Source organism: Neisseria montereyensis (assembly GCF_024834045.1).
GTDB lineage: Bacteria > Pseudomonadota > Gammaproteobacteria > Burkholderiales > Neisseriaceae > Neisseria > Neisseria montereyensis.
In genome coordinates this window covers 99,600-120,204 of the sequence record NZ_JANUXW010000003.1, presented here as the reverse complement: position 1 = coordinate 120,204, position 20,605 = coordinate 99,600, and the positions used below count along the sequence as shown (strand labels likewise).

Below are 20,605 nucleotides of genomic sequence, written 5' to 3'. Positions count from 1 at the left end.
TTTGAAAAAGTCTGATAATTAATAGAAATTGCTTCAACATAACAAAATTAAAAAAATATTATACGGAACCGCCCATGACCACTGCCACCACGCCGCAACGCATACGCGAAATACCCTATAACTATACTTCTTATTCTGACCGTGAAATCGTGATCCGCCTATTGGGTTCGGAAACGTGGGATGTATTGCAGGACTTACGCGGGCAACGCAAAACAGGCCGTTCGGCACGCATGTTGTTTGAAGTATTGGGCGATATTTGGGTAGTAATGCGCAACCCCTATCTGATAGACGACCTGCTTGATCATCCCCACCGTCAGGCCGCGTTGGTGAAAGAAATGCGCCACCGCCTCAATGAAATCCAAAAACGCCGCGACGATAACGAACAAGTCGCCCGACTCGTGCAAGCCGCCGAGAAGGCTGTTACCGATTTCGACCAAAACTTCGAGCATACCCGCAATAAACGCAGCCAGATTTTAAGCCGCCTCAGCAAAATCACCAAAAAACACAATATTATGTTTGACGGTTTGGCACGGGTAACCCATGTGACCGATGCTACCGACTGGCGCGTCGAATATCCTTTTGTGGTGATCAATCCCGACAGCGAAGACGAAGTGGCGCCGTTGGTTCGCGCCCTTATCGAACTCGAACTCACCATTATCCCGCGCGGCGGCGGTACCGGCTATACCGGCGGCGCCGTTCCACTCGATGCCATGAGCGCGGTGATCAACACTGAAAAACTGGATAAGCACAAAGGCGTTCAATACGTTACCCTGCCCGGTTTGGAAGGCGAACATCCGATTATCCATTGCGGCGCCGGCGTGGTTACACGGCGTGTGGAAGAAACCGCTACCGCCAGCAAACTGGTTTTTGCGGTCGACCCGACTTCCGCCGATGCCTCATGCGTGGGCGGTAATGTCGCCATGAATGCCGGCGGTAAAAAAGCCGTATTGTGGGGCACCGCCTTAGACAATCTGGCCTACTGGAAAATGGTAAACCCGCAAGGCGAATGGTTAAAAATCGAACGGGTACGCCATAATTTCGGCAAAATCCACGATGAAGAAACCGCCATATTCGATGTGCACACACTCGATTCAGACGGCCGCAATATCGTTAAAACCGAACGCCTCGAAATTCCCGGCCATAAATTCCGCAAAGTCGGCTTGGGTAAAGACGTTACCGACAAATTCCTCAGCGGCCTGCCGGGTGTACAAAAAGAAGGTACCGACGGCATCATTACCAGCGTGGCGTTTGTTTTGCACACCATGCCGAAATACACCCGCACCGTGTGCTTGGAATTTTTCGGTACCGTCGCCAATGCCACCCCGTCTATTGTCGAAATCCGCGATTATCTGCTCGGCCACGACAGCGTAAGACTGGCCGGTTTGGAACACCTCGACTGGCGTTATGTGCGTGCCGTCGGCTATGCCACCAAAGCCGCCGGCAAAGGCCGCCCCAAAATGGTCTTGATTTCCGATATTGTCAGCGATGACGAACAAGCTGTTAGCGAAGCGGCGGAACGTATTGTGAAACTGGCGCAGGCGCGCGACGGCGAAGGCTTTATCGCCGTCACCCCCGAAGCGCGTAAAACCTTCTGGCTCGACCGCAGCCGTACCGCCGCCATCGCCAAACACACCAACGCCTTTAAAATCAATGAAGACGTGGTGATTCCGCTCGAACGCTTAGGCGAATATTCAGACGGCATCGAACGCATCAATATCGAATTATCAATTAAAAACAAACTGGCCTTGTGTGACGCCCTAATCCAATACCTGCAAGGCAAACTGCCCGTAGACAGAATGGATACCGATCTGCCCGGCCAAGAAATCTTGGGCGAGCGCGGCAATCATGGCCTGGCGCATGTACAAGCCGTTAAAGAGCGTTGGGAATGGCTGTTGGCCAATCTCGACGAACCATTGGGCGTTTACAAACAACGCTACGGTTCGGCCATCCATACCGCGCCGGAAGCGAAAGATGATGAAAGCAGCTTTATTGCTTTCCGTGATTTCCGTTTGCGCGTATCGATTAAAGCCGACGTAATGAAACCGCTTGCCGAAATTTTCAGCGGCAAAAGCGACATCAAAATCATGGAAGATTTGGCCAAAATCCATGCCAAAGTCGTCCGCGGCCGCGTATTCGTCGCCCTGCACATGCACGCCGGCGACGGTAACGTCCACACCAATATTCCGGTGAACTCCGACGATTACGACATGCTGCAAACCGCCCATAAAGCAGTGGCGCGTATTATGAAAATCGCCCGCGGCCTCAACGGCGTAATTTCCGGCGAACACGGCATCGGCATTACCAAACTGGAATTTCTAACCGACGAAGAAATGCAGCCCTTCTGGGCATACAAAGCCAAAGTCGATCCCGAAGGCCGTTTCAACCGCCATAAACTGATGAAAGGTTTCGACCTCAGCTATGCCTATACGCCGTCGTTCGAGCTGCTCGGTGTGGAATCGCTGATTATGGAACAGTCCGATTTAGGTACCATTGCCGAATCGGTAAAAGACTGCTTACGCTGCGGTAAATGTAAACCCGTGTGCAGCACCCACGTTCCGCGCGCCAATCTATTGTATAGCCCGCGCAATAAAATCCTCGGCGTCGGCCTGCTAACGGAAGCGTTTTTATACGAAGAACAAACCCGCCGCGGGGTATCGCTGCGCCATTTCGACGAGCTCAACGATGTCGGCGACCATTGCACCGTCTGCCACCGCTGCGTGAAGCCCTGCCCGGTCAATATCGACTTCGGCGATGTTACCGTTGCCATCCGCAACTATCTGCGCAAAACCGGCAAACGCAAATTCAACCCCGCCGTATCCGCCGGCATGGCATTGCTTAACGCCACCGACCCGCGCACCATCAATATATTGCGCAAAGGCGTGGTACAAGCCGGCTTTAAAATTCAAAATCTGGCTTATAGCTGGGGTAAAAAAGCGCATATCGGCGCCGGCCGCCAGAAAAAGGCACCGAAAGCAACTACCGGCGGTTCACCCATCAAAGAGCAAGTGGTGCACTTTATCAACCGCCCGCTGCCGCGCGATGTGCCTATCCGTACCGCCCGCGCCCTGTTGAATATCGAAGACAACAAAACCGTGCCGATTATTCGCAATCCGCAACTAAACGAAGACAGCGAAGCCGTTTTCTATTTCCCCGGTTGCGGTTCGGAACGGCTGTTCAGCCAAGTCGGCTTGGCCACGCAGGCCATGCTCTGGCATGCAGGCGTACAAACCGTTTTGCCACCGGGCTATCTCTGCTGCGGCTATCCGCAGGATGCGGGCGGTAATAAAGACAAAGCCGAACAGATGACAACGGAAAACCGCGTCCTCTTCCACCGCTTGGCCAACACCTTAAACTACCTTGATATTAAAACCGTGGTCGTCAGCTGCGGCACATGCTACGACCAACTGGCCAAATACCGTTTTGAAGATATTTTCCCCGGCTGCCGCATTATCGACATTCACGAGTTTTTATTGGAAAAAGACATTAAACTCGACGGCATTACCGGACAGCAATATCTTTACCACGACCCCTGCCACAGCCCCATCAAAACCATGAACCCCACCAAAATGGCGGGCGAACTGATGGGTAAAGAAGTGGTATTGAGCGACCGTTGTTGCGGCGAATCCGGTATGTTTGCCGTGAAACGGCCGGATATTGCCACACAGGTGAAATTCCGCAAACAGGAAGAAATTGAAAAAAACCTGCAACAATTGCCGCAAGGCGAACCGGTGAAAATGCTCACTTCCTGCCCCGCCTGTTTACAAGGCTTGAGCCGTTATACCGACGACAACAGCCTGCCTGCCGACTATATCGTGGTTGAAATGGCCAAGCATATTCTCGGCGACAACTGGCAAAACGAGTTTGTGGAAAAAGCCAATAACGGCGGTATTGAAAAAGTATTGTTATAACAATGATTTAATATCACAACAGGCCGTCTGAAACCTTTTCAGACGGCCTGTTTTTAATCATTATTCAAATCAAAGTATGAAGCAGATTTAGGCTTTCTTTTCCAGCCACACACCGCTTTCAATGTGATGGGTAAACGGAAATTGGTCAAACAATGCCATGCGGCGTATATGATGGGTTTCCGATAAAACATCCAAATTGCTGCGCAAAGTTTCGGGATTACATGAAATATAAATCACATTGTCAAACTGCCGCACCAATTTCAGCGTTTCATCATCAATCCCCGCGCGCGGCGGATCAACAAAAATGGTAGAAAAACGATAGTCGGCCAACACAATGCCCTGTTCCTGCAAGCGGCGGAATGTTCTCACGCCGCCATAGGCTTCGGTGAACTCTTCGGCCGATAATCTGGCGATGTTTACATTATCGCTGCCGTTGGCTTCGATATTCCACAATGCCGCCTGCACGGAGGTTTTCGATACTTCGGTTGCCAGCACTTTATCGAAACAACGCGCTAAAGGTAGTGTGAAATTGCCGTTACCGCAATACAGTTCGAGCATATCGCCGTTTAACGGTGCAGCTACCGAGCAGGCCCATGCCAACATTTTTCGGCAGATTTCGGCATTAGGCTGAGTGAAGCCGCCCTCATATTGGCGGTAGCGGAAATTTTTCCCGTCCACCTCCAGCATTTCGGTTACATAATCCTGCTTCAAAACGATTTTTTGCCCTTTGCTGCGGCCGATAATGGCAATGCCCAAAGCATTTTGCAATTTTTCCGCTTCCTGCCGCCATGCTTCATCCAATTTCTTATGATAAATCATGGTCACCAACATTTCCCCGCTAAGCGTAGCAAGAAATTCCACCTGAAACCAACGGTTTTTCAAAACCGGCACCACATCGGCAGCCGCCATCAGCTTCGGCATCAAATCGTTAATCGCCGTACAAGCCGGCTCGAATTGGTCGCAGCGCACCAAAGCCCCGCCACCGGCTTTTTTGCCCCGTTCAAACATGGCATAAAACATCTCTTCGCCCTCATGCCAAACACGAAACTCAGCACGCATGCGGTAATGCTTTTCGGGGGATTCGAATATTTCCAATTCGGGGATATTTAACGGTGAAAAAAGCATGTGCAGATATTCGGCTTTTTCGTTTAACTGCTGCCGGTATGCGGATAAAGTCATAATGGAAATTAACTGAAATTAAAAAGAATCAGCGGCAGATTATACAGGCTGCCGCCGATATGTTTCACTATAAAACGATTTGATACGACAGATAGCCGTTTCAGATATCAATCAAGGCTGTTTTTTCAGACGGCCTTAATGCTGCTTCACCCCCATCAATAGGGTTACGCCAACAGATACAGCTTCACTGCATCCCCCTCTTGAATCACCGTGCCGGCGGGCACTTCGCATAAGGCATCTGCCGCCACACAAGTCGCCAACATGGCGGAGCCCTGATTCGGCAATAATTGTGCCGACAATCTGCCGTTTTCATTGATGGCGGTTGCTACGCGCAAGAATTCGCGCCGTTTGATGGCCTTGCGGGTAGAGAATGCGGCTTGTGCCGTAACCATCGGCAAACCCAAGCGTTTTTGCTGGCCGACCAATACATTCAAAACGGGCAACAGCAGCATATTAGCGGTAACAAAAGCGGCTACCGGATTGCCCGGCAACACGAATATGGCGGTGCTGCCGATATGCCCCCAAGCAAAAGGTTTGCCCGGTTTGATGGCCAAAGTGTGGCAGCTTAGCGTGCCTACGCTTTCGACCGCCTGTTTCAAATAATCGGCCTCGCCCACAGATGCGCCGCCGCTGGTAATAATCACATCGGCCGTTGCCGCCGCCTGCTTGAGCGCATTTTCGGTACCGGCCAAATCATCGGGCAGAATACCACCGTCAGTCACGGCCACGCCGCGTGCCTGCAACCATGCCATCATCTGATAGCGGTTGGCATCGTATATTTTGCCTTCGCCTAGCGGCTTGCCGGGCTCGGTTACTTCATTACCGCTTGAAAATACGGTGACGTTAAGCGGTTGAAATACCGACAATTGTTCATACCCCTGCGAAGCGGCCAACCCCAATGCGGCGGCATTCAGCCTGCTGCCCGCCGCCAACAATGCCTGCCCGACTTCGATTTCTTCGGCTTTCAGGCGCATGTGTTGGCCGGGGCGGATATCAGCGGTGATATGCACGCTGTCGCCATCCGTTTCGGTTTGCTCTTGCGGCACCACAGCCGTTGTACCTTCGGGCAGCGGCGCACCGGTAAAAATGCGCACGGCCTGCCCTGCCTGCAATGCCGCCGCCGTAGGCTCGCCCGCCTGAACACGGCTGATAACGGTAAAGTTTTTCAGACGGCCTTCCGGATCGCAAACGGCATAGCCGTCCATGGCGCTGTTATCAAACATCGGGCTGGGATAAACGGCATACAGCGGTTCGGCCAAAATACGGCCTGCCGCTTCGGCCAACGGCAGCTCAAGCGTAGCCAAACCGCAGGAATGGCTGTCGAGCAATTGTTGCAACGCGGTATCGAAATCTAGCATATCGGTTTTTCTATTTCCTGTTCGGAATTAAAATTCATAAAATTCCGCTCGTTATCAAACCGCACCGCCTGCGCATGTTGCTGTTCCAGCCAACCCTGCAAAGTACGCATACCGGTTGAAAGATAGGCAGGCGTGCTTTGCAGCAAACGCGGGCGGATAAACATAACACTATAATGCGGATGCATTGCGGTTTCGGCATAAAATGCATAAACAGAAGGTTCTTCTTCTGCAGCGGCGGTAAACCTTGCCACCAAATCGGCCGGCAGCAGTAAGGTATCGCACGGCACAATCAACAGCCATTCCGCCATATTCAGTTGGATATTACAGGCGGCCGTGGCCAAAGCAGCCAAAGGCCCCAAGCCCTGCCACTGGCGGGCATCGGTAAAAACATTGGGGGTACGTTCGGCATATTCTTCAAAATTGCGGTTCACACTGATGGCAATATTGTCTACTTGCGAACGCAACGCATCAACCACATAATCCACAAACGCCTTGCCCTGCCACAGCACCAGCCCTTTGTCTTTCCCGCCCATACGCAGCCCTTGGCCGCCGGCCATAATCAACGCACTGATTGTCATTATTATTCCTCCCATTTTAACGCGGCATTTCTGTCGCTCTGTTTTGCCTCCACCCACTTTTCCAAGCCGTCTGAAAAAATTTCTTTTTTCCAAAACGGCGCTTCGGTTTTTAAAAAATCCATAATAAATTCCGCCGCCGCAAAAGCCGCCTTGCGGTGTGCACAAGCCGTGAGCACCAATACGATTTGCTCATCGGCTTTCAGACGGCCCACCCTATGGATAACGGTACATGCGGTGAGCGGCCACCGCGTGTTTGCTTCTTCGATAATGCGGGCAATTTCGTTTTCGGTAACTTCCGGGTAATGTTCCAAAAACAGTGCCGAGAGCGGAATATCGGTATCACGGTCGCGCACCAATCCGACAAAGCCGACCACCGCCCCTATATTGCCGCCCTGCAAACGCAGATTGTCGTATTCCTGTTGGAAATGGAAATCGGTGGTTTGGATACGGATAAGCGGCTGCATTATCAGCCCCCTGTTACCGGCGGCAGAAAACCGACTTCGGCATTATCGGGAATGATATCGTTCCAACTACTGATTTTTTTATTGATCACCAAACGGAAAATATATTGGGTATTGAGATATTGAGCCCACTCGCCGCCACGACGGTTTAGCAAAGCCAATAACTCGCTACCCGTGCCGCCCGGCCAGTTGATCTCTTCCCGCTCCGTATTCAATTGCTGTTTGAGCACACCGAAATATAAAATGGTAATCATAATGTTCAGGCCGTCTGAAACGGCTTGTCCCTTAAAATAACAAAAATAAATAGAATTTACTATATAGTAAAGCAGTTTGCGTAAATTGTCTCTTATCCAAACGGCGGATAAGCCGATATTATTTATTTAGTAATAAAATAATACGCTTACGCTGTTGCCGACAATCTTTTCAGACGGCATAGCCATACCGGCTAAGCCTTTATGCCGATAAAACAAAAACAGCATATCAAGTATAATACCGCATGCTTTAAAATGCCGACAAAGGGAACCATGAAGCCGCATAAAGCCGTTTGGATTTTATTAACCGCCTTAACCGCATTGCCCGCTATTGCCGCCGATATCACCGTATCCGCGGCCGCCAGCCTGAGCAATGCGTTTAAAGATATTGCCCAAAGTTATCGGCAGCAATACCCCGATAGCCGTGTGCGGCTGAATACCGCCGGCTCCGGCACCCTATTGCAACAGGCCGTACAGGGCGCTCCGGTTGACGTATTGGCATTTGCCGATCAGCAAACCATGGATAAAGCCGCCGCCAAAGGCCTGATTTACCCGCAAACCCGCCGTAACTTTGCGCAAAACACCTTAGTCGCTGCCGCCCCTGCCGCAAGCAAACTGACACTGGCGCGTTTAAACGACTTAACCAAGCCGCAATTCGAACGCGTTGCCGTCAGCAATCCGAACAGCGTACCGGCTGGAAGCTACGCCCAAGCGGCATTGCAAAAAGCAGGCGTATGGCGGGCATTACAACCTAAAATCATCCGCACCCAGCATGTGCGGCAAACCTTAGACTATATTGCCCGCGGCGAAGTAGATGTCGGTTTTGTGTATCAGACCGATGCCGCTTTAATGAAAAACAAAGTCAGGATTTTGCGCACGGTGCCGACCGATACACCCGTTTCCTATCCGATTGCCGTTGCGCGGGCAGGCGGGCAGCGGGCCGAAGCACAACGTTTTGTAAACTATGTCTTGTCGCCCGCAGGCCGCGCCATACTGGCACGCTACGGCTTCAAACAACCTTAATTATCCAACCGCCCATGCCGGTGCCGTCTGAAAACGGCGGCCGCAGAAAGCACGGAAATATGACCGAAGCCCTATCCGTTACCCTACTGCTTTCTTTAAAAGTAGCCGGAACGGCCACCCTGATCAATATGATTCTCGGCACCGCCACAGGATTTATGCTGGCACGCTGCCGCTTTCCCGGCCGCGACCTGCTCGACACCCTACTAACGCTGCCGATGGTGATGCCGCCGACGGTTTTGGGCTATTACCTGTTGGTTTTATTGGGGCGCAACAGCACATTCGGCGGCTGGCTGAAAGATACTTTGGATATTCAATTGGTGTTTACTTGGCAGGGCGCGGTCATTGCCGCCGCTTTAGTCACTTTTCCTCTGGTTTTCAAACCGGCACGGGCGGCTTTCGAAAGCGTGAACCCGCAACTTGAGCAAGCCGCCGAAGTATTGGGTTTACGCCCTTGGGCGGTATTTTTCCGTGTCAGCCTGCCGATGGCATGGCGCGGCATTCTGGCGGGCATCCTATTGGCCTTTGCCCGCGCGCTTGGCGAATTCGGCGCCACACTCATGATTGCCGGCAGCATTCCCGGACAAACGCAAACCCTCTCGATTGCCGTTTACGAAGCGGTTCAGGCCGGTGAAGACGGGCTCGCCAACGGTTTGGTATTGCTGATTTCCGCAGTTTGTATCGTTATCTTACTCGCTATCAGCCGTCTGGCACGCGCACGCGACGGGAGAAGCTGATGCTGTTCGATATCGACATCCACAAACAACTGCCCGCTTTCAAGCTAGACATCCGCCTGCATTCCGATGCGAAAAAACTGGTGTTAATCGGCGCTTCCGGTTCGGGCAAAAGCCTCACCCTGCGGCTGATTGCCGGCCTGCTCCAACCAGACAGCGGCCATATCCGCATCAACGGCCAAACATGGTTCGACCACCCGACCCACCTGCCTGCGGCACAACGCAAAGCCGGGCTGATGTTTCAAGATTACGCCCTCTTCCCCCATTTAACCGTTGCCCAAAATATTGCGTTCGGCCTGCATCGGGGCTGGCGTAATCCGCCCAAAAGGCCGTCTGAAAACGTACGCTACTGGTTGGATTTAATGCAACTGACGCCGTTTGCCGACTGCTACCCCCATCAGATTTCCGGCGGCCAAAAACAGCGCGCCGCCTTGGCACGCACCCTTGCCACCCAACCGCCGCTGCTATTGCTCGACGAACCCTTTTCCGCCCTCGATACCGAACTGCGCCGCCACACCCGCCAAGAACTGCTGCAACTGCAACAGGCAAACGGCATACCGATGATTCTGATTACCCACGATCCGGCCGACACCGAAATCGCCGATGAAGTTTGGCGTATGGAAAACGGGCGGCTATCGCGCTCAAAAGCTTAAAAAGATTAAAGGCCGTCTGAACACATTTTCAGACGGCCTTTGTTTGGATATTAACTTAAAAAACCTTACCCATTTCGATAAACATGCGGTTTTTCTTATGGTTATAGTAAACATCATTGCTTGAAATACGGCTATGGCTAAACGTTAAACGCGGCGTGATGCCGTAAAAATGAAACGCCCGATGCCACAACGACAGCGAGGTATATAACTCTTTATCGCTACGCCGTTCGCCTTGGCTGAAAAAGCTCGGCGTCTGATACAGGCGTCTGGCCGCACCAACTTGTACACGGCTCGACAAACCGCCGTTCCATTCCTGACCCCAGCCTACCCGAACACCATAGCGGTTGAAATTATCGGAACGGTCTTCTTTATTACGGTCTTGGTAGAAGTCGGTGCCGATTAACCAGTTTTGGCGGGCGCTCGGATAATAAACCAATGCCCCGCTATATAAACGGTTGCTGAGATCGGAACGGGCGCGCTGCTGGTTTTTCAGACGGCCTGCTTCAATAGCCGTTAGGCTTTGCAGATTAGGCTTCAGCCAACGGTTCCAATAAATCCGCGCACCGTTGGTATAACTATAAGCATGATTGCCGTAAAAACGGCGCTCGTGAAACGGCGTAATGCCGATATCGTTGCGCTGGTCGGCATAACCGACACCGGCCGAAAAGCGCGCGGTCGAATCGTTATAGCGCGAATAAGAACGGTATATTTTGCCGTATAAATCTATGCCTGCTTTGGCATAGAAACCTTTGTTTAACGACCATTTTTTCTCTGCTCCGGCCTGATAGCTGATACCGGTCGCATCAACCGGTTTATCAAACGTCCAGCCTTGAAAACAATCGCTACCGGGGTTGTTTTGCTGATAAATTTGGCATTCCAACCCTTCTAACTGCCTGCCGATACGCTGCTGTTCGGGCGCCTGATTGATATTTTGTTCGTGTGCAATATTGATGCCGCCGTAAAACTGCCATGCATCGCGGCGGCGCAAAGCGGCACGGTAGTTTTCAATCAGTTGCAGCACTTCTTCGGGCAGCTTTTCCGCTCTCAAACGGTCGAACTGGTCGGCTGCCGCTTCGTTTTGTTGGTCTTCAAACAATGCTTTCGCCATCTGCATACGGATAATCGGCGAATCCGGTTGTTTGGCAATCAATTGGCGGTAAAGCTCAACCGCTTTTCCCGCTTGGCCTTCATCCTGCAAAACCAAGGCACGGGCGAACGTTGCCATTTCTTGATCATGTTGTGGCCATTTTTCATAAATCGGCAGCAAAACCTTAATACCGGCGATGTTTTGCACCATCACCGCCGAATACATCGCTCTATTAAGTAAATCCGTATGAGCAAGTAGAGTTGCTTCATCCACTTCGACTACTTTTTCTTGTGCAGACGGCGCTTCAACAGCTTCTTTATTTTTTTCTTGAAGCACGGGCGGTTTGGCCGTATGGAGGTTTAACTCCAATTCGGGCTTAGGTTGTACGGCAGCGGGCGCATCGGCGGCAACGGCAGGAATCAGCCAACCGGCCAGAGAGAGGAAAAGTAATGTTTGTTTCATTATCAATGAAAAAGATAGCGTTAAGTTTTAATCGGTATAAATATTAAAAATATCCGTACCATCACGATACGGATACAGCTTGTTGAGAATTGTTTGTATTTTATCATAGAAAACGTTTATTAACGATATTTAACCCTATAAAAACCACAAGTATCCATAGGCCGTCTGAAAAACAACCACCCTATACGGCAAAATGCCGCCGCACATCCGCCAAAACCGTTGCCAATATATCGCCCTGATAAGGATCAATACGGCGATCTACCGAAAGTTTACGCAACCATGTCAACTGGCGTTTGGCCAACTGGCGCGTGGCGGCAATGCCTTTTTCCACAAAAGTTTCATAATCATAAAGGCCATCTGAATACTCCCAAGCCTGACGGTAGCCGACACAACGCATAGACGGCGTATCCAAATCCAACCCCGGATATATTTGTTTCAGACGGCCCATTTCCTCTAAAAAGCCCTGCGCCAACATATCGCGGAACCGCCGCCCTATTTGGGCATGCAATAACGCGCGGTCTTCCGGAATCAGAGCAACGGTATATAAATCCAACAACGGCTCACGGTTTTTGGCTTCGGCAAAATGGCTGCTCAAAGGCTTGCCCGTTAGCATAAACACTTCCAAAGCCCGTTCGATACGCTGGCTGTCGGCAGGCTCCAAACGCGCGGCGGTGAGCGGATCGACGGTTTTCAGACGGCCATATAAATGCGCCAAGCCGTGCCGTTCCTTTTCCACCTGCAAAGCAAGGCGTACATCCGCATCCGCTTCGGGCAACTGATTCAACCCTTCGGTGAGCGCATGAAAATACATCATCGTCCCGCCGACAATCAAAGGCAGCCGACCGCGCGCACGGATAGCGTGCACCAACCCGACACAATCACGGACAAAATCGGCAGCGCTATACGTTTGCAAAGGCGAAATAATATCAATCAAATGATGCGGCACCGCCGCTCGCTCCACCACCGACGGCTTGGCCGTGCCGATATCCATATCGCGGTACACCAACGCAGAATCCAAACTGATAATTTCAACAGGCAGATGTTCGGCTATTTTTAAAGCCAAACCCGTTTTACCGCTGGCCGTCGGGCCGAGAATCGCCAGTGCTTTGGGAAGAGAAGTCATTGGGGGATATTGGTTTGAGAAAAGAGGCGATTATAGCAAACAGCGAATTATTAGAAATGTGAATCTTTAAAAGGGCTGAATAATACCAAAAGCCGTCTGAAACCCTTTCAGACGACCTTTCCAACACTCAAACCAATCACTTCCCCTGCAATTTCCGCAAAACGGCTTTTACGGTCTGAATGCGGGTTTCTATATTGTCCATCACCGCGCTGACTCTGAGCTTATCGGCGCCGGCCAAGCGGTAGTTTTTATTGCTTTGCATCAGCATAATAATATCGGCGGGGTCGATTTGGTTGTTTTTGCCAAAGGTAAACGTGGCGGCTTCGGCGGTGGCGTCTATGGCGTCGATGCCCATTTCTTTGGCAATCAGGCGGATGCGGTGGCTTTCGATCAGGGTTTTAACCGGCTGTTCGGGCAGGCCGAAGCGGTCGACCAGTTCTTCATGTACGGCGTTGATATCCTGCTCGGTTTCGCAGGTGGCTAAACGTTTGTAGAGCACTAGGCGTTCGTGGATATCGGGGCAGTAGTCTTCGGGCAGCAGTGCGGGGCTGTGTAGTTTGATTTCGGTGGTGACACCTAAGGGGGCGTCTAAATCGGGCTGGCGGCCTTTTTTGAGGTCACGCACGGCTTGTTTGAGCATTTCGGTGTAGAGGCTGAAGCCGACCTGCATCATTTCACCGCTTTGGCCTTCGCCGAGTATTTCGCCGGCACCGCGTATTTCAAGGTCTTGCATGGCGAGGGTGAAGCCTGCGCCCAATTCGTCGGCGGCGGCAATGGCATCCAACCGTTTTTCGGCGTCTTTACTGATGTATTCGGGGGTGAGCAGGTAGGCGTAGGCTTGGTGGTGGCTGCGCCCTACCCGGCCGCGCAATTGGTGCAGTTGGGCAATGCCGAATTTGTCGGCGCGGTTGATAATGATGGTGTTGGCATTGGGGATATCGATACCGGTTTCGATAATGGTGGAACACAATAATACGTTGAAACGCTGTTGCAAAAAGTCGCGCATCACCTGCTCGAGTTCGCGCTCGCGCAATTGGCCGTGGGCAACGGCAATACGGGCTTCGGGCAACAGGGTTTCCAGCCGTTCGCGCATGTTTTCGATGGTGTCGACTTCGTTATGCAGAAAGAAAACCTGCCCGCCGCGTTTGAGTTCGCGCAAAACGGCTTCGCGTACGCTGGCTTCGCTAAAGGGTTTGACAAAGGTTTTTACGGCCAAGCGGCGGCTGGGGGCGGTGGTAATCAGCGAGAAATCGCGCAGCCCTTCCAATGCCATGCTGAGGGTGCGCGGAATCGGGGTGGCGGTGAGGGTGAGCACATCGACATTGGCGCGCAGGCGTTTGAGCTGCTCTTTTTGGCGCACACCGAAGCGGTGTTCTTCGTCGATAATCACTAGGCCTAAGTTTTTGAAAACAATATCGTCTTGAACCAGTTTGTGCGTGCCGATCACGATATCGACGGTACCGTCGGCCATACCCGCCAACGTGGCTTTGGTTTGTTTGCTGCTGTTGAAACGGGAAAGCGAGGCGACTTTTACCGGAAAATCGGCGAAGCGGTCGCTGAAGTTTTTATCGTGTTGCTCGACCAATAAGGTGGTCGGGGCAAGTACGGCCACTTGTTTGCCGCCCATCACGGCTACGAAGGCGGCGCGCAATGCCACTTCGGTTTTGCCGAAGCCGACATCGCCGCATACCAATCTGTCCATCGGCTTGCCTTGGGTGAGGTCTTTTAAAACGGCGGCAATGGCGGCGGCCTGATCTTCGGTTTCTTCATAGCCGAAGCCGTCTGAAAAGGCTTGGTAGTCGATTTCGTTGAGTGGGAATTTAAAGCCTTCTTGGGCGGCGCGTTGGGCGTATAAATTCAGCAATTCGGCGGCGGTATCGCGGGCTTTTTCGGCGGCTTTGCGTTTGGCTTTGTTCCAAGCGGCGGTGCCCAGCCGATGTAGCTGCACGTTTTCATAGGCATGGCCGGAATAGCGGCTGATGAGGTGTAGCTGCGAAACCGGCACATAAAGCTGGGCTTCGTTGGCGTATTCGAGCAGCATCATTTCATTTTCGCCCTCGCCCAAATCCATATTCACCAAGCCCATATAGCGGCCGATACCGTGTTCTTCGTGAACAACGGGGTCGCCGATATTGATTTCGGCCAAGTCGCGCAACAGGCCGTCTGAAACGGCGGCATGTTTACGGCGGCGCACATTGCGGCTGCGGGCAACGTATTGATAGAGGTCGGATTCGGTAATCACGGCCAGCGGGTGTTGGTCGGGCAGTTGGAAGCCGTAGGCCAGCGGGGTTACGGTGATGGCCAACGCGGCGCCGCTGTCGAGGAATGCCTGCCAGCCGTCCACGCTTTGCGGTTTGAGGCCGTGCTGGGCGAAAAAGCCGAGCATGGTTTCGCGGCGGCCGGCACTTTCGGCACACAATAAAACCTGCCCGTTAAAGGCCGTCTGAAAATGCTTTAAAGCGGCCAGCGGGGTTTCAGACTGGCGGTTCACGGCCACATCGGGCAATTGATGTTCGGGTGCGCTAAAGTCGGGCAATATCTGCGGATAAGGTTTCAGACGGCCTGTAAACTGATCTTCACTGAGATACAAATGCCGTGGATGCAAAGGCGGGTAGGTTTCGTCGCCCTGCGCCATCTGAAAACGGGTTTTGACATCGCCCCAAAAGCGCGAGGCTTCGGCATACACATCGCCGACAAAAACCAATAAGGCGTCTTCGCCGATATAGTCGAACAAGGTGGCCAATTCGTTTTCAAAAAACAACGGCAGATAATATTCGACACCGGCACCGTAATGGCCGCTGCTCACGGCTTTATAAACGGTGGCGGCATTGTAGTCGGCATCGATTTCTTCGCGGAAACGGGCGCGGAATATTTTTTGCGCGTCGTCATCGGAAGGAAATTCGTGCGCGGGCAGCAGACGGATTTCGGAAATCGGCGCCAGTGTGCGTTGGCTGTCGGGATCGAATGTTTTGATGCTGTCGATTTCGTCGCCGAATAAATCTAGGCGGTACGGCAGTTCGCTGCCCATCGGGAAAATATCCAAAATACCGCCGCGCATGGCAAATTCACCGGCGGCAATCACATTGGAAACGTTGCTGTATCCGGCTTCAACCAGATTTTCTCGCAAGGCTTCGATATCGAGCGTTTGCCCGGTTTTCAGCCAAAATGTGCGCCCGAGCAAAAACGATACCGGCGCCAGCTTCTGCATGGCGGTAGATACCGGCACAATCAAAACATCAGCCTGCCCGTTTTTCACCTGCCATAAAGCCGAAAGCCGCTCGGATACCAAATCGTGATGCGGTGAAAACCGTTCGTAAGGCAGCGTTTCCCAATCGGGCAGGAATACGGCGTTATCCTGCGGGCGGAAAAACTGCCAAGCGGTATGCAGGCGCAATGCCTGTTCTACGTCTTGGGTAAGGATAACTTTCAGTTTTTTTTCCGGCAGATATTGTGCCAACGCCCACGGCAGGCTGCCGCGGGAAAGGCCGTTCCAATGGGATTTTTGAGCAGGGGCGGGAATGGAATAAGTCATGATAATGGCGGAGGAATCAGGCCGTCTGAAAATAAGGTTTTCAAACGTTTTCAGACGGCCTGAATAAATTGAAAACGGTAGATTCTATCATGTATCACCGGCAAATCTAACCGGCATCGGGGAAACCCAAAATATATGGCAAATAAAAAACACACCGATGTAGGGGCGGATTAAATATCCGCCCGTGTCGGACTTCCGATTAAACAAACCGATACAGTCCAAAGCCAAACGATGGCGATGTAAACAGGCGGCTTTAAAAATGCAAACAACGGGCGGATATTTAATCCGCCCCTACATGCATGCAATCCGTCCATTAATCAATCAGGCCGTCTGAAATATTGATTCAGACGGCCTGTTATCCCGTTATAGGGCAAACACCCTAAAAATTAATTGCTCAATACATCCACGCCTTTGGGCGGGGTAAAGCTAAAGGCGCTGCGGGAAAGTTTGGGCTGCATATTCAAATTGCTGAAGCGGATGGTGGTTTCGTTGCCGAATCCGTCTTTCAGCTGCATGGCGGCTAAGGCTTCGCCTTTGAAACCGATGCGGATATATTGATATCCGGCATTGTTTTTCTTGGGCGTGGCGCGTACATAATCAATGCCGCCGGCCGAGCCGTCTTCTTTTAGGGTGTAGCTGCTGTCGAGTGCCGATTTGTTCGACAAAATAGCGGCCGGGCTGTCGCCGATGGTTTGGTCTTGTGAAGATTTGGTTACCTGCGCCAAATCAACGTCGTAAAGCCAAATGGTTTTACCGTCGCCGACAATGGTTTGTTTGTAGGGTTTGGTGTATTGCCATTTAAACAGACCGGGGCGCAAAATTTGGAAAGAGCCGCTGGTGGTTTGGGTTTTCTTTTTGTTTTTTACGGTTTGGGTAAAGTTGCCACTGATGCCGTCGGCATCGGTGTTGAATTTTTTCAGCGCATCAATCGCACCTGCTTGGGCACTGCCGATACCCAAAGCAAACAGGGCGGCGAAAGCGGGGAATAAAATCTTCTTTTGTGTCATCAAAATGTTCCTTTTTCGGAAATAAATTCGTCTGCCGTGTGCAGAACGGCAAGGGCTATATTAAGCCTTTTTGCTGAAAATACAATACTTTGAGTTTTTTTGAAATAATTATGGTTTGTGTGTAAAGGCCGTCTGAACGCCTAAACGCTTATGAACAAGGGTAAAATCACGGCTTGCTTAACCTGAATTTAAACCTTGTTTACCCGTAAAATGTATCACATGAATACAACACAATCCGTTTACCCCGCACTTTTATCGGCCTTACAGGCAAGCAGCCCCGAAGAAAAATGCCGCCAAACCGCCCTGATTTTTTCCGGTTTTTCAGACGGCCTTTTCGATAACCGGCCGTCTGAAAAACCGCTTGATTTCCGCGAAGCCGGCCGCCCCGCCAAGCCCGAACTCGTCCCCTCCCGCGCCGTACGCGCCCGCAAAATGAATACGCCGGAAGGCTACGCCGCCATGCTGCATGCCATCTGCCATATTGAATTCAACGCCATCAATCTGGCTTTGGATGCGGCCTACCGCTTCCGCAACCTACCCGCCGACTTTACGGGCGATTGGATTCGTATCGCCAAAGAAGAAGCCTATCATTTCCAACTGATGCGCGGCCGTTTGCAGGCATACGGCTTTGATTACGGCGATTTTGAAGCGCATAACCATTTATGGGACATGGCCTATAAAACCGCTTTCGACCCGCTGTTGCGCATGGCTTTGGTGCCGCGCGTATTGGAAGCCCGCGGTTTGGACGTTACCCCCGCCATACGCGCCAAAGTCGCCCAAAAAGGTGATTTGGCAACCTGCGATGTGCTCGATATTATCTACCGCGATGAAATCGGCCATGTAAAAACGGGCAACCGCTGGTATCAATATTTATGCGCCGAACGCGGCTTGGAACCGACGGCCTTATTCCGCAACCTTGTCGCCCGCTATGATCTTTTTATTTTCCGCGGTTATGTGAATATCGAAGCCCGCGAACAGGCGGGATTCAGCCGCTTTGAATTGGATATGCTGGAAGACTTCGAACAAAGTTTGAAAGCCGGCGTCTGAATAATCGGGGTTTTCGGTATCCCCGAAAAAATCACAATGGTGTAAAGGAGTTTCAGCGTGGCTTTATCACGACAAAAATGGTTAACGATGGCAACCTATGCCTCAACGCTGACCGCCGTATTTTTGGTGCTTTTAAAAGCGGCCGCATGGCTGTTAAGCGGCTCGGTGAGTATTCTGGCCAGTTTTGCAGATTCCTTGATTGATTTGGCCGCCAGTGCATTGAATTTAATCGCCGTGCGGGTGGCGTTAAGGCCGGCCGATGCCGACCACACTTTCGGGCATGGTAAAGCTGAAGGTTTATCGGCGCTGGCCCAATCGGCTTTTATCGGCGGCTCGGCGGTTTTTCTGTTGCTCAACGCCGTTAATCGTTTAATCAACCCCGAACAAGTGCAGCATACCGGCTGGGGTATCGGCGTGATGCTGATATCCGTTGCCGTTACACTGGCGTTGGTTACCTTTCAGCGTTATGTATTGCGGCAAACCGTTTCCCAAGCGGTGGAAGCCGACCGCCTGCATTATCTGAGCGATATTTTATCGAATGCGGTGGTGTTGGCTGCTTTGGTAATGGCGGCCTACGGTTGGCATACAGCCGATGCTTGGCTGGCGTTGGTTTTGGCGGTATGGATGTTTAAAAATACGGTCGATATCGGTAAAGGCGCGGTGAATACGCTGATGGACAAAGCGCTTTCCGCCGAAACCCTCGATGCTATCCGGCAAGCCGCTTTATCGGTGAATACGGTAGCGGATGTGCATAGCTTAAAAACCCGTCAAGCCGGCAATACGGTGTTTGTTCAGCTCCATATCAGTATGGATGGTGGCTTGAGTTTGGAAACGTCGCATCAGGCGGCTAGAAGTGTGGAGGATAAAATCAAAGCCTTATTTGAAGAGGCAGATGTGATTGTACATACCGACCCTGTTCGCCATAGCAGTTAAAGCGTATCAATATTTTCAGGCGGCCTCTAAACATAATAGGCCGTCTGAAAGCAAAAAACAGGCTGATTAGCCTGTTTTTTAAATCTTCAATCTTGCGCCTGCTTATTTCTCGGTAAATTTACCATAAGCCATAATGCGGTCGAAACGACGTGTCAGCAAATCAGATAGCGGCATATCTTGTGCCTCACGCAACTGCTCGGCCAATACCTCTTTCACCCGTTTGGTGATTTCGGCATGATCACGGTGTGCACCGCCCAAAGGCTCTTCAATCGTGCGGTCAATCAAACCCAATTCCGACAGGCGTTTTGCGGTAATTCCCAAAGCTTGTGCAGCTTCGGGGGCTTTTTCGGCTGTTTTCCATAAAATAGACGCACAGCCTTCCGGCGAAATTACCGAATAAGTAGAATATTGCAGCATGTTGATATAATCGCCCACGGCAATCGCCAATGCGCCGCCGGAACCGCCCTCGCCGATAATGGTACACAATACCGGCACGCGCAGTTTGGTCAGCTCGTACAAATTACGGCCGATGGCTTCGGACTGGTTCCGCTCTTCGGCATCAATACCGGGATAGGCGCCGGGCGTGTCGACAAAAGTCATTACCGGCAGATGGAATTTTTCCGCCGTCTGCATCAGGCGCAAGGCTTTGCGATAGCCTTCGGGGCGCGGCATACCGAAATTTCTACGGATTTTTTCTTTGGTATCACGGCCTTTCTGATGGCCGATAACCACTACGCTTTGGCCGTTAAAACGCGCCAAACCGCCGACAATCGCTTTATCGTCGGCATAATGGCGGTCGCCGTGCAATTCTTCAAAATCAGTGAAAATCGCTTCTATATAGTCAAGGGTATAGGGGCGTTGCGGATGGCGTGATACTTGTGAGATTTGAACGGGGGTGAGTTTATTGAAAATCGACTTGGTCAAATCATTACTTTTCTTTTGCAGGCGAGTGATTTCATCGGAAATATCTACGGCAGATTCGCCTTGCACAAAGCGCAATTCGTCAATTTTTTTGGTTAGTTCGGCAATCGGTTGCTCAAAATCCAGAAAAACGGGTTTCATATTTAATGCCATGTTTAATGCTCTTATATCGATAGTATTCGGGCGTTATCATACGCTAATAACAAAAATTTGGGCAGGTTTTTGCCTGTAAAGCCGGTCGGATAATGTTGTTCCGTTTCTATAAAATAGCTGTAAGACCGCTGTTTTTACTGGCTTTCCAAGCTATTTAGTATAAATACTCTTAACAAGCCGGATTGCCAATCTTATGCT

At 51.5% G+C, this 20,605-nt stretch carries 16 protein-coding genes; 6 read left to right on the top strand and 10 right to left on the bottom strand.

The window, feature by feature from the left end; all coding sequences use genetic code 11:
• Positions 1-74 precede the first annotated feature (74 nt).
• A complete protein-coding gene (locus NXS09_RS04820; RefSeq protein ID WP_259291431.1) occupies positions 75-3,908 on the top strand; it encodes a DUF3683 domain-containing protein in 3,834 nt (1,277 codons plus the stop codon).
• An 87-nt stretch (positions 3,909-3,995) separates the two neighbouring features.
• On the opposite strand, the gene trmA is transcribed toward NXS09_RS04820, so the two are convergent.
• The 5 genes from trmA to NXS09_RS04795 form a co-directional block, all read right to left on the bottom strand.
• On the bottom strand, positions 3,996-5,087 hold the full coding sequence (trmA, locus tag NXS09_RS04815; protein ID WP_259291430.1) for a tRNA (uridine(54)-C5)-methyltransferase TrmA: 1,092 nt from the start codon (positions 5,085-5,087) through the stop codon (positions 3,996-3,998).
• 164 nt (positions 5,088-5,251) lie between these two features.
• Positions 5,252-6,445, bottom strand: a complete 1,194-nt coding sequence (locus tag NXS09_RS04810; RefSeq protein ID WP_259291429.1) for a molybdopterin molybdotransferase MoeA — start codon at positions 6,443-6,445, stop codon at positions 5,252-5,254.
• The gene (gene mobA / locus NXS09_RS04805) at positions 6,439-7,023 is read right to left on the bottom strand and encodes a molybdenum cofactor guanylyltransferase MobA (protein ID WP_259291428.1); all 585 of its coding nucleotides are present in this window, start codon (positions 7,021-7,023) and stop codon (positions 6,439-6,441) included. The genes NXS09_RS04810 and mobA overlap by 7 nt, the downstream gene beginning before the upstream one ends.
• A gap of 2 nt (positions 7,024-7,025) precedes the next feature.
• Positions 7,026-7,487, bottom strand: a complete 462-nt coding sequence (locus NXS09_RS04800) for a molybdenum cofactor biosynthesis protein MoaE (protein WP_259291427.1) — start codon at positions 7,485-7,487, stop codon at positions 7,026-7,028.
• Positions 7,488-7,489: 2 nt separating this feature from the next.
• Positions 7,490-7,738 carry a MoaD/ThiS family protein gene (locus NXS09_RS04795; RefSeq protein ID WP_259291426.1) on the bottom strand — a complete coding sequence of 83 codons (249 nt, stop codon included), beginning with the start codon at positions 7,736-7,738 and terminating at the stop codon, positions 7,490-7,492.
• A 270-nt stretch (positions 7,739-8,008) separates the two neighbouring features.
• On the opposite strand from NXS09_RS04795, the gene modA reads away from it, so the two are divergent.
• Genes modA through NXS09_RS04780 form a run of 3 tightly spaced genes read left to right on the top strand, consistent with a single transcriptional unit; the run spans position 8,009 to position 10,142 of the window.
• Complete coding sequence (modA, locus tag NXS09_RS04790; RefSeq protein WP_259291425.1) at positions 8,009-8,758, top strand: molybdate ABC transporter substrate-binding protein; 750 nt, start codon at positions 8,009-8,011, stop codon at positions 8,756-8,758.
• 59 nt (positions 8,759-8,817) lie between these two features.
• Positions 8,818-9,492: a molybdate ABC transporter permease subunit gene (modB, locus tag NXS09_RS04785; RefSeq protein ID WP_259291424.1), complete on the top strand. Its 675-nt coding sequence runs from the start codon at positions 8,818-8,820 to the stop codon at positions 9,490-9,492.
• The gene (locus tag NXS09_RS04780; RefSeq protein WP_259291423.1) at positions 9,492-10,142 is read left to right on the top strand and encodes a sulfate/molybdate ABC transporter ATP-binding protein; all 651 of its coding nucleotides are present in this window, start codon (positions 9,492-9,494) and stop codon (positions 10,140-10,142) included. The genes modB and NXS09_RS04780 overlap by 1 nt, the downstream gene beginning before the upstream one ends.
• 55 nt (positions 10,143-10,197) lie before the next feature.
• Here NXS09_RS04780 and NXS09_RS04775 read toward each other — a convergent pair whose 3' ends face one another.
• The 4 genes from NXS09_RS04775 to lolA all read right to left on the bottom strand — a co-directional run bounded on the left by NXS09_RS04775 (position 10,198) and on the right by lolA (position 17,353).
• Positions 10,198-11,691, bottom strand: a complete 1,494-nt coding sequence (locus NXS09_RS04775) for a surface lipoprotein assembly modifier (protein WP_259291422.1) — start codon at positions 11,689-11,691, stop codon at positions 10,198-10,200.
• Positions 11,692-11,872: 181 nt separating this feature from the next.
• Positions 11,873-12,814 (bottom strand): tRNA (adenosine(37)-N6)-dimethylallyltransferase MiaA, encoded by a 942-nt coding sequence (gene miaA / locus NXS09_RS04770; RefSeq protein ID WP_259291421.1) that lies wholly within the window; start codon positions 12,812-12,814, stop codon positions 11,873-11,875.
• Positions 12,815-12,950: 136 nt separating this feature from the next.
• Positions 12,951-16,346 carry a transcription-repair coupling factor gene (gene mfd, locus NXS09_RS04765; protein WP_259291420.1) on the bottom strand — a complete coding sequence of 1,132 codons (3,396 nt, stop codon included), beginning with the start codon at positions 16,344-16,346 and terminating at the stop codon, positions 12,951-12,953.
• Between the two features lie 386 nt (positions 16,347-16,732).
• A complete protein-coding gene (lolA, locus tag NXS09_RS04760) occupies positions 16,733-17,353 on the bottom strand; it encodes an outer membrane lipoprotein periplasmic chaperone LolA (RefSeq protein WP_259291419.1) in 621 nt (206 codons plus the stop codon).
• Between the two features lie 219 nt (positions 17,354-17,572).
• On the opposite strand from lolA, the gene NXS09_RS04755 reads away from it, so the two are divergent.
• Both NXS09_RS04755 and NXS09_RS04750 read left to right on the top strand, forming a co-directional pair.
• On the top strand, positions 17,573-18,400 hold the full coding sequence (locus NXS09_RS04755; RefSeq protein ID WP_259291418.1) for a ferritin-like domain-containing protein: 828 nt from the start codon (positions 17,573-17,575) through the stop codon (positions 18,398-18,400).
• Between the two features lie 57 nt (positions 18,401-18,457).
• Positions 18,458-19,333 carry a cation diffusion facilitator family transporter gene (locus NXS09_RS04750; RefSeq protein ID WP_259291417.1) on the top strand — a complete coding sequence of 292 codons (876 nt, stop codon included), beginning with the start codon at positions 18,458-18,460 and terminating at the stop codon, positions 19,331-19,333.
• Between the two features lie 102 nt (positions 19,334-19,435).
• Here NXS09_RS04750 and NXS09_RS04745 read toward each other — a convergent pair whose 3' ends face one another.
• Positions 19,436-20,395, bottom strand: a complete 960-nt coding sequence (locus tag NXS09_RS04745) for an acetyl-CoA carboxylase carboxyltransferase subunit alpha (protein ID WP_259291416.1) — start codon at positions 20,393-20,395, stop codon at positions 19,436-19,438.
• Positions 20,396-20,605: the final 210 nt, after the last annotated feature.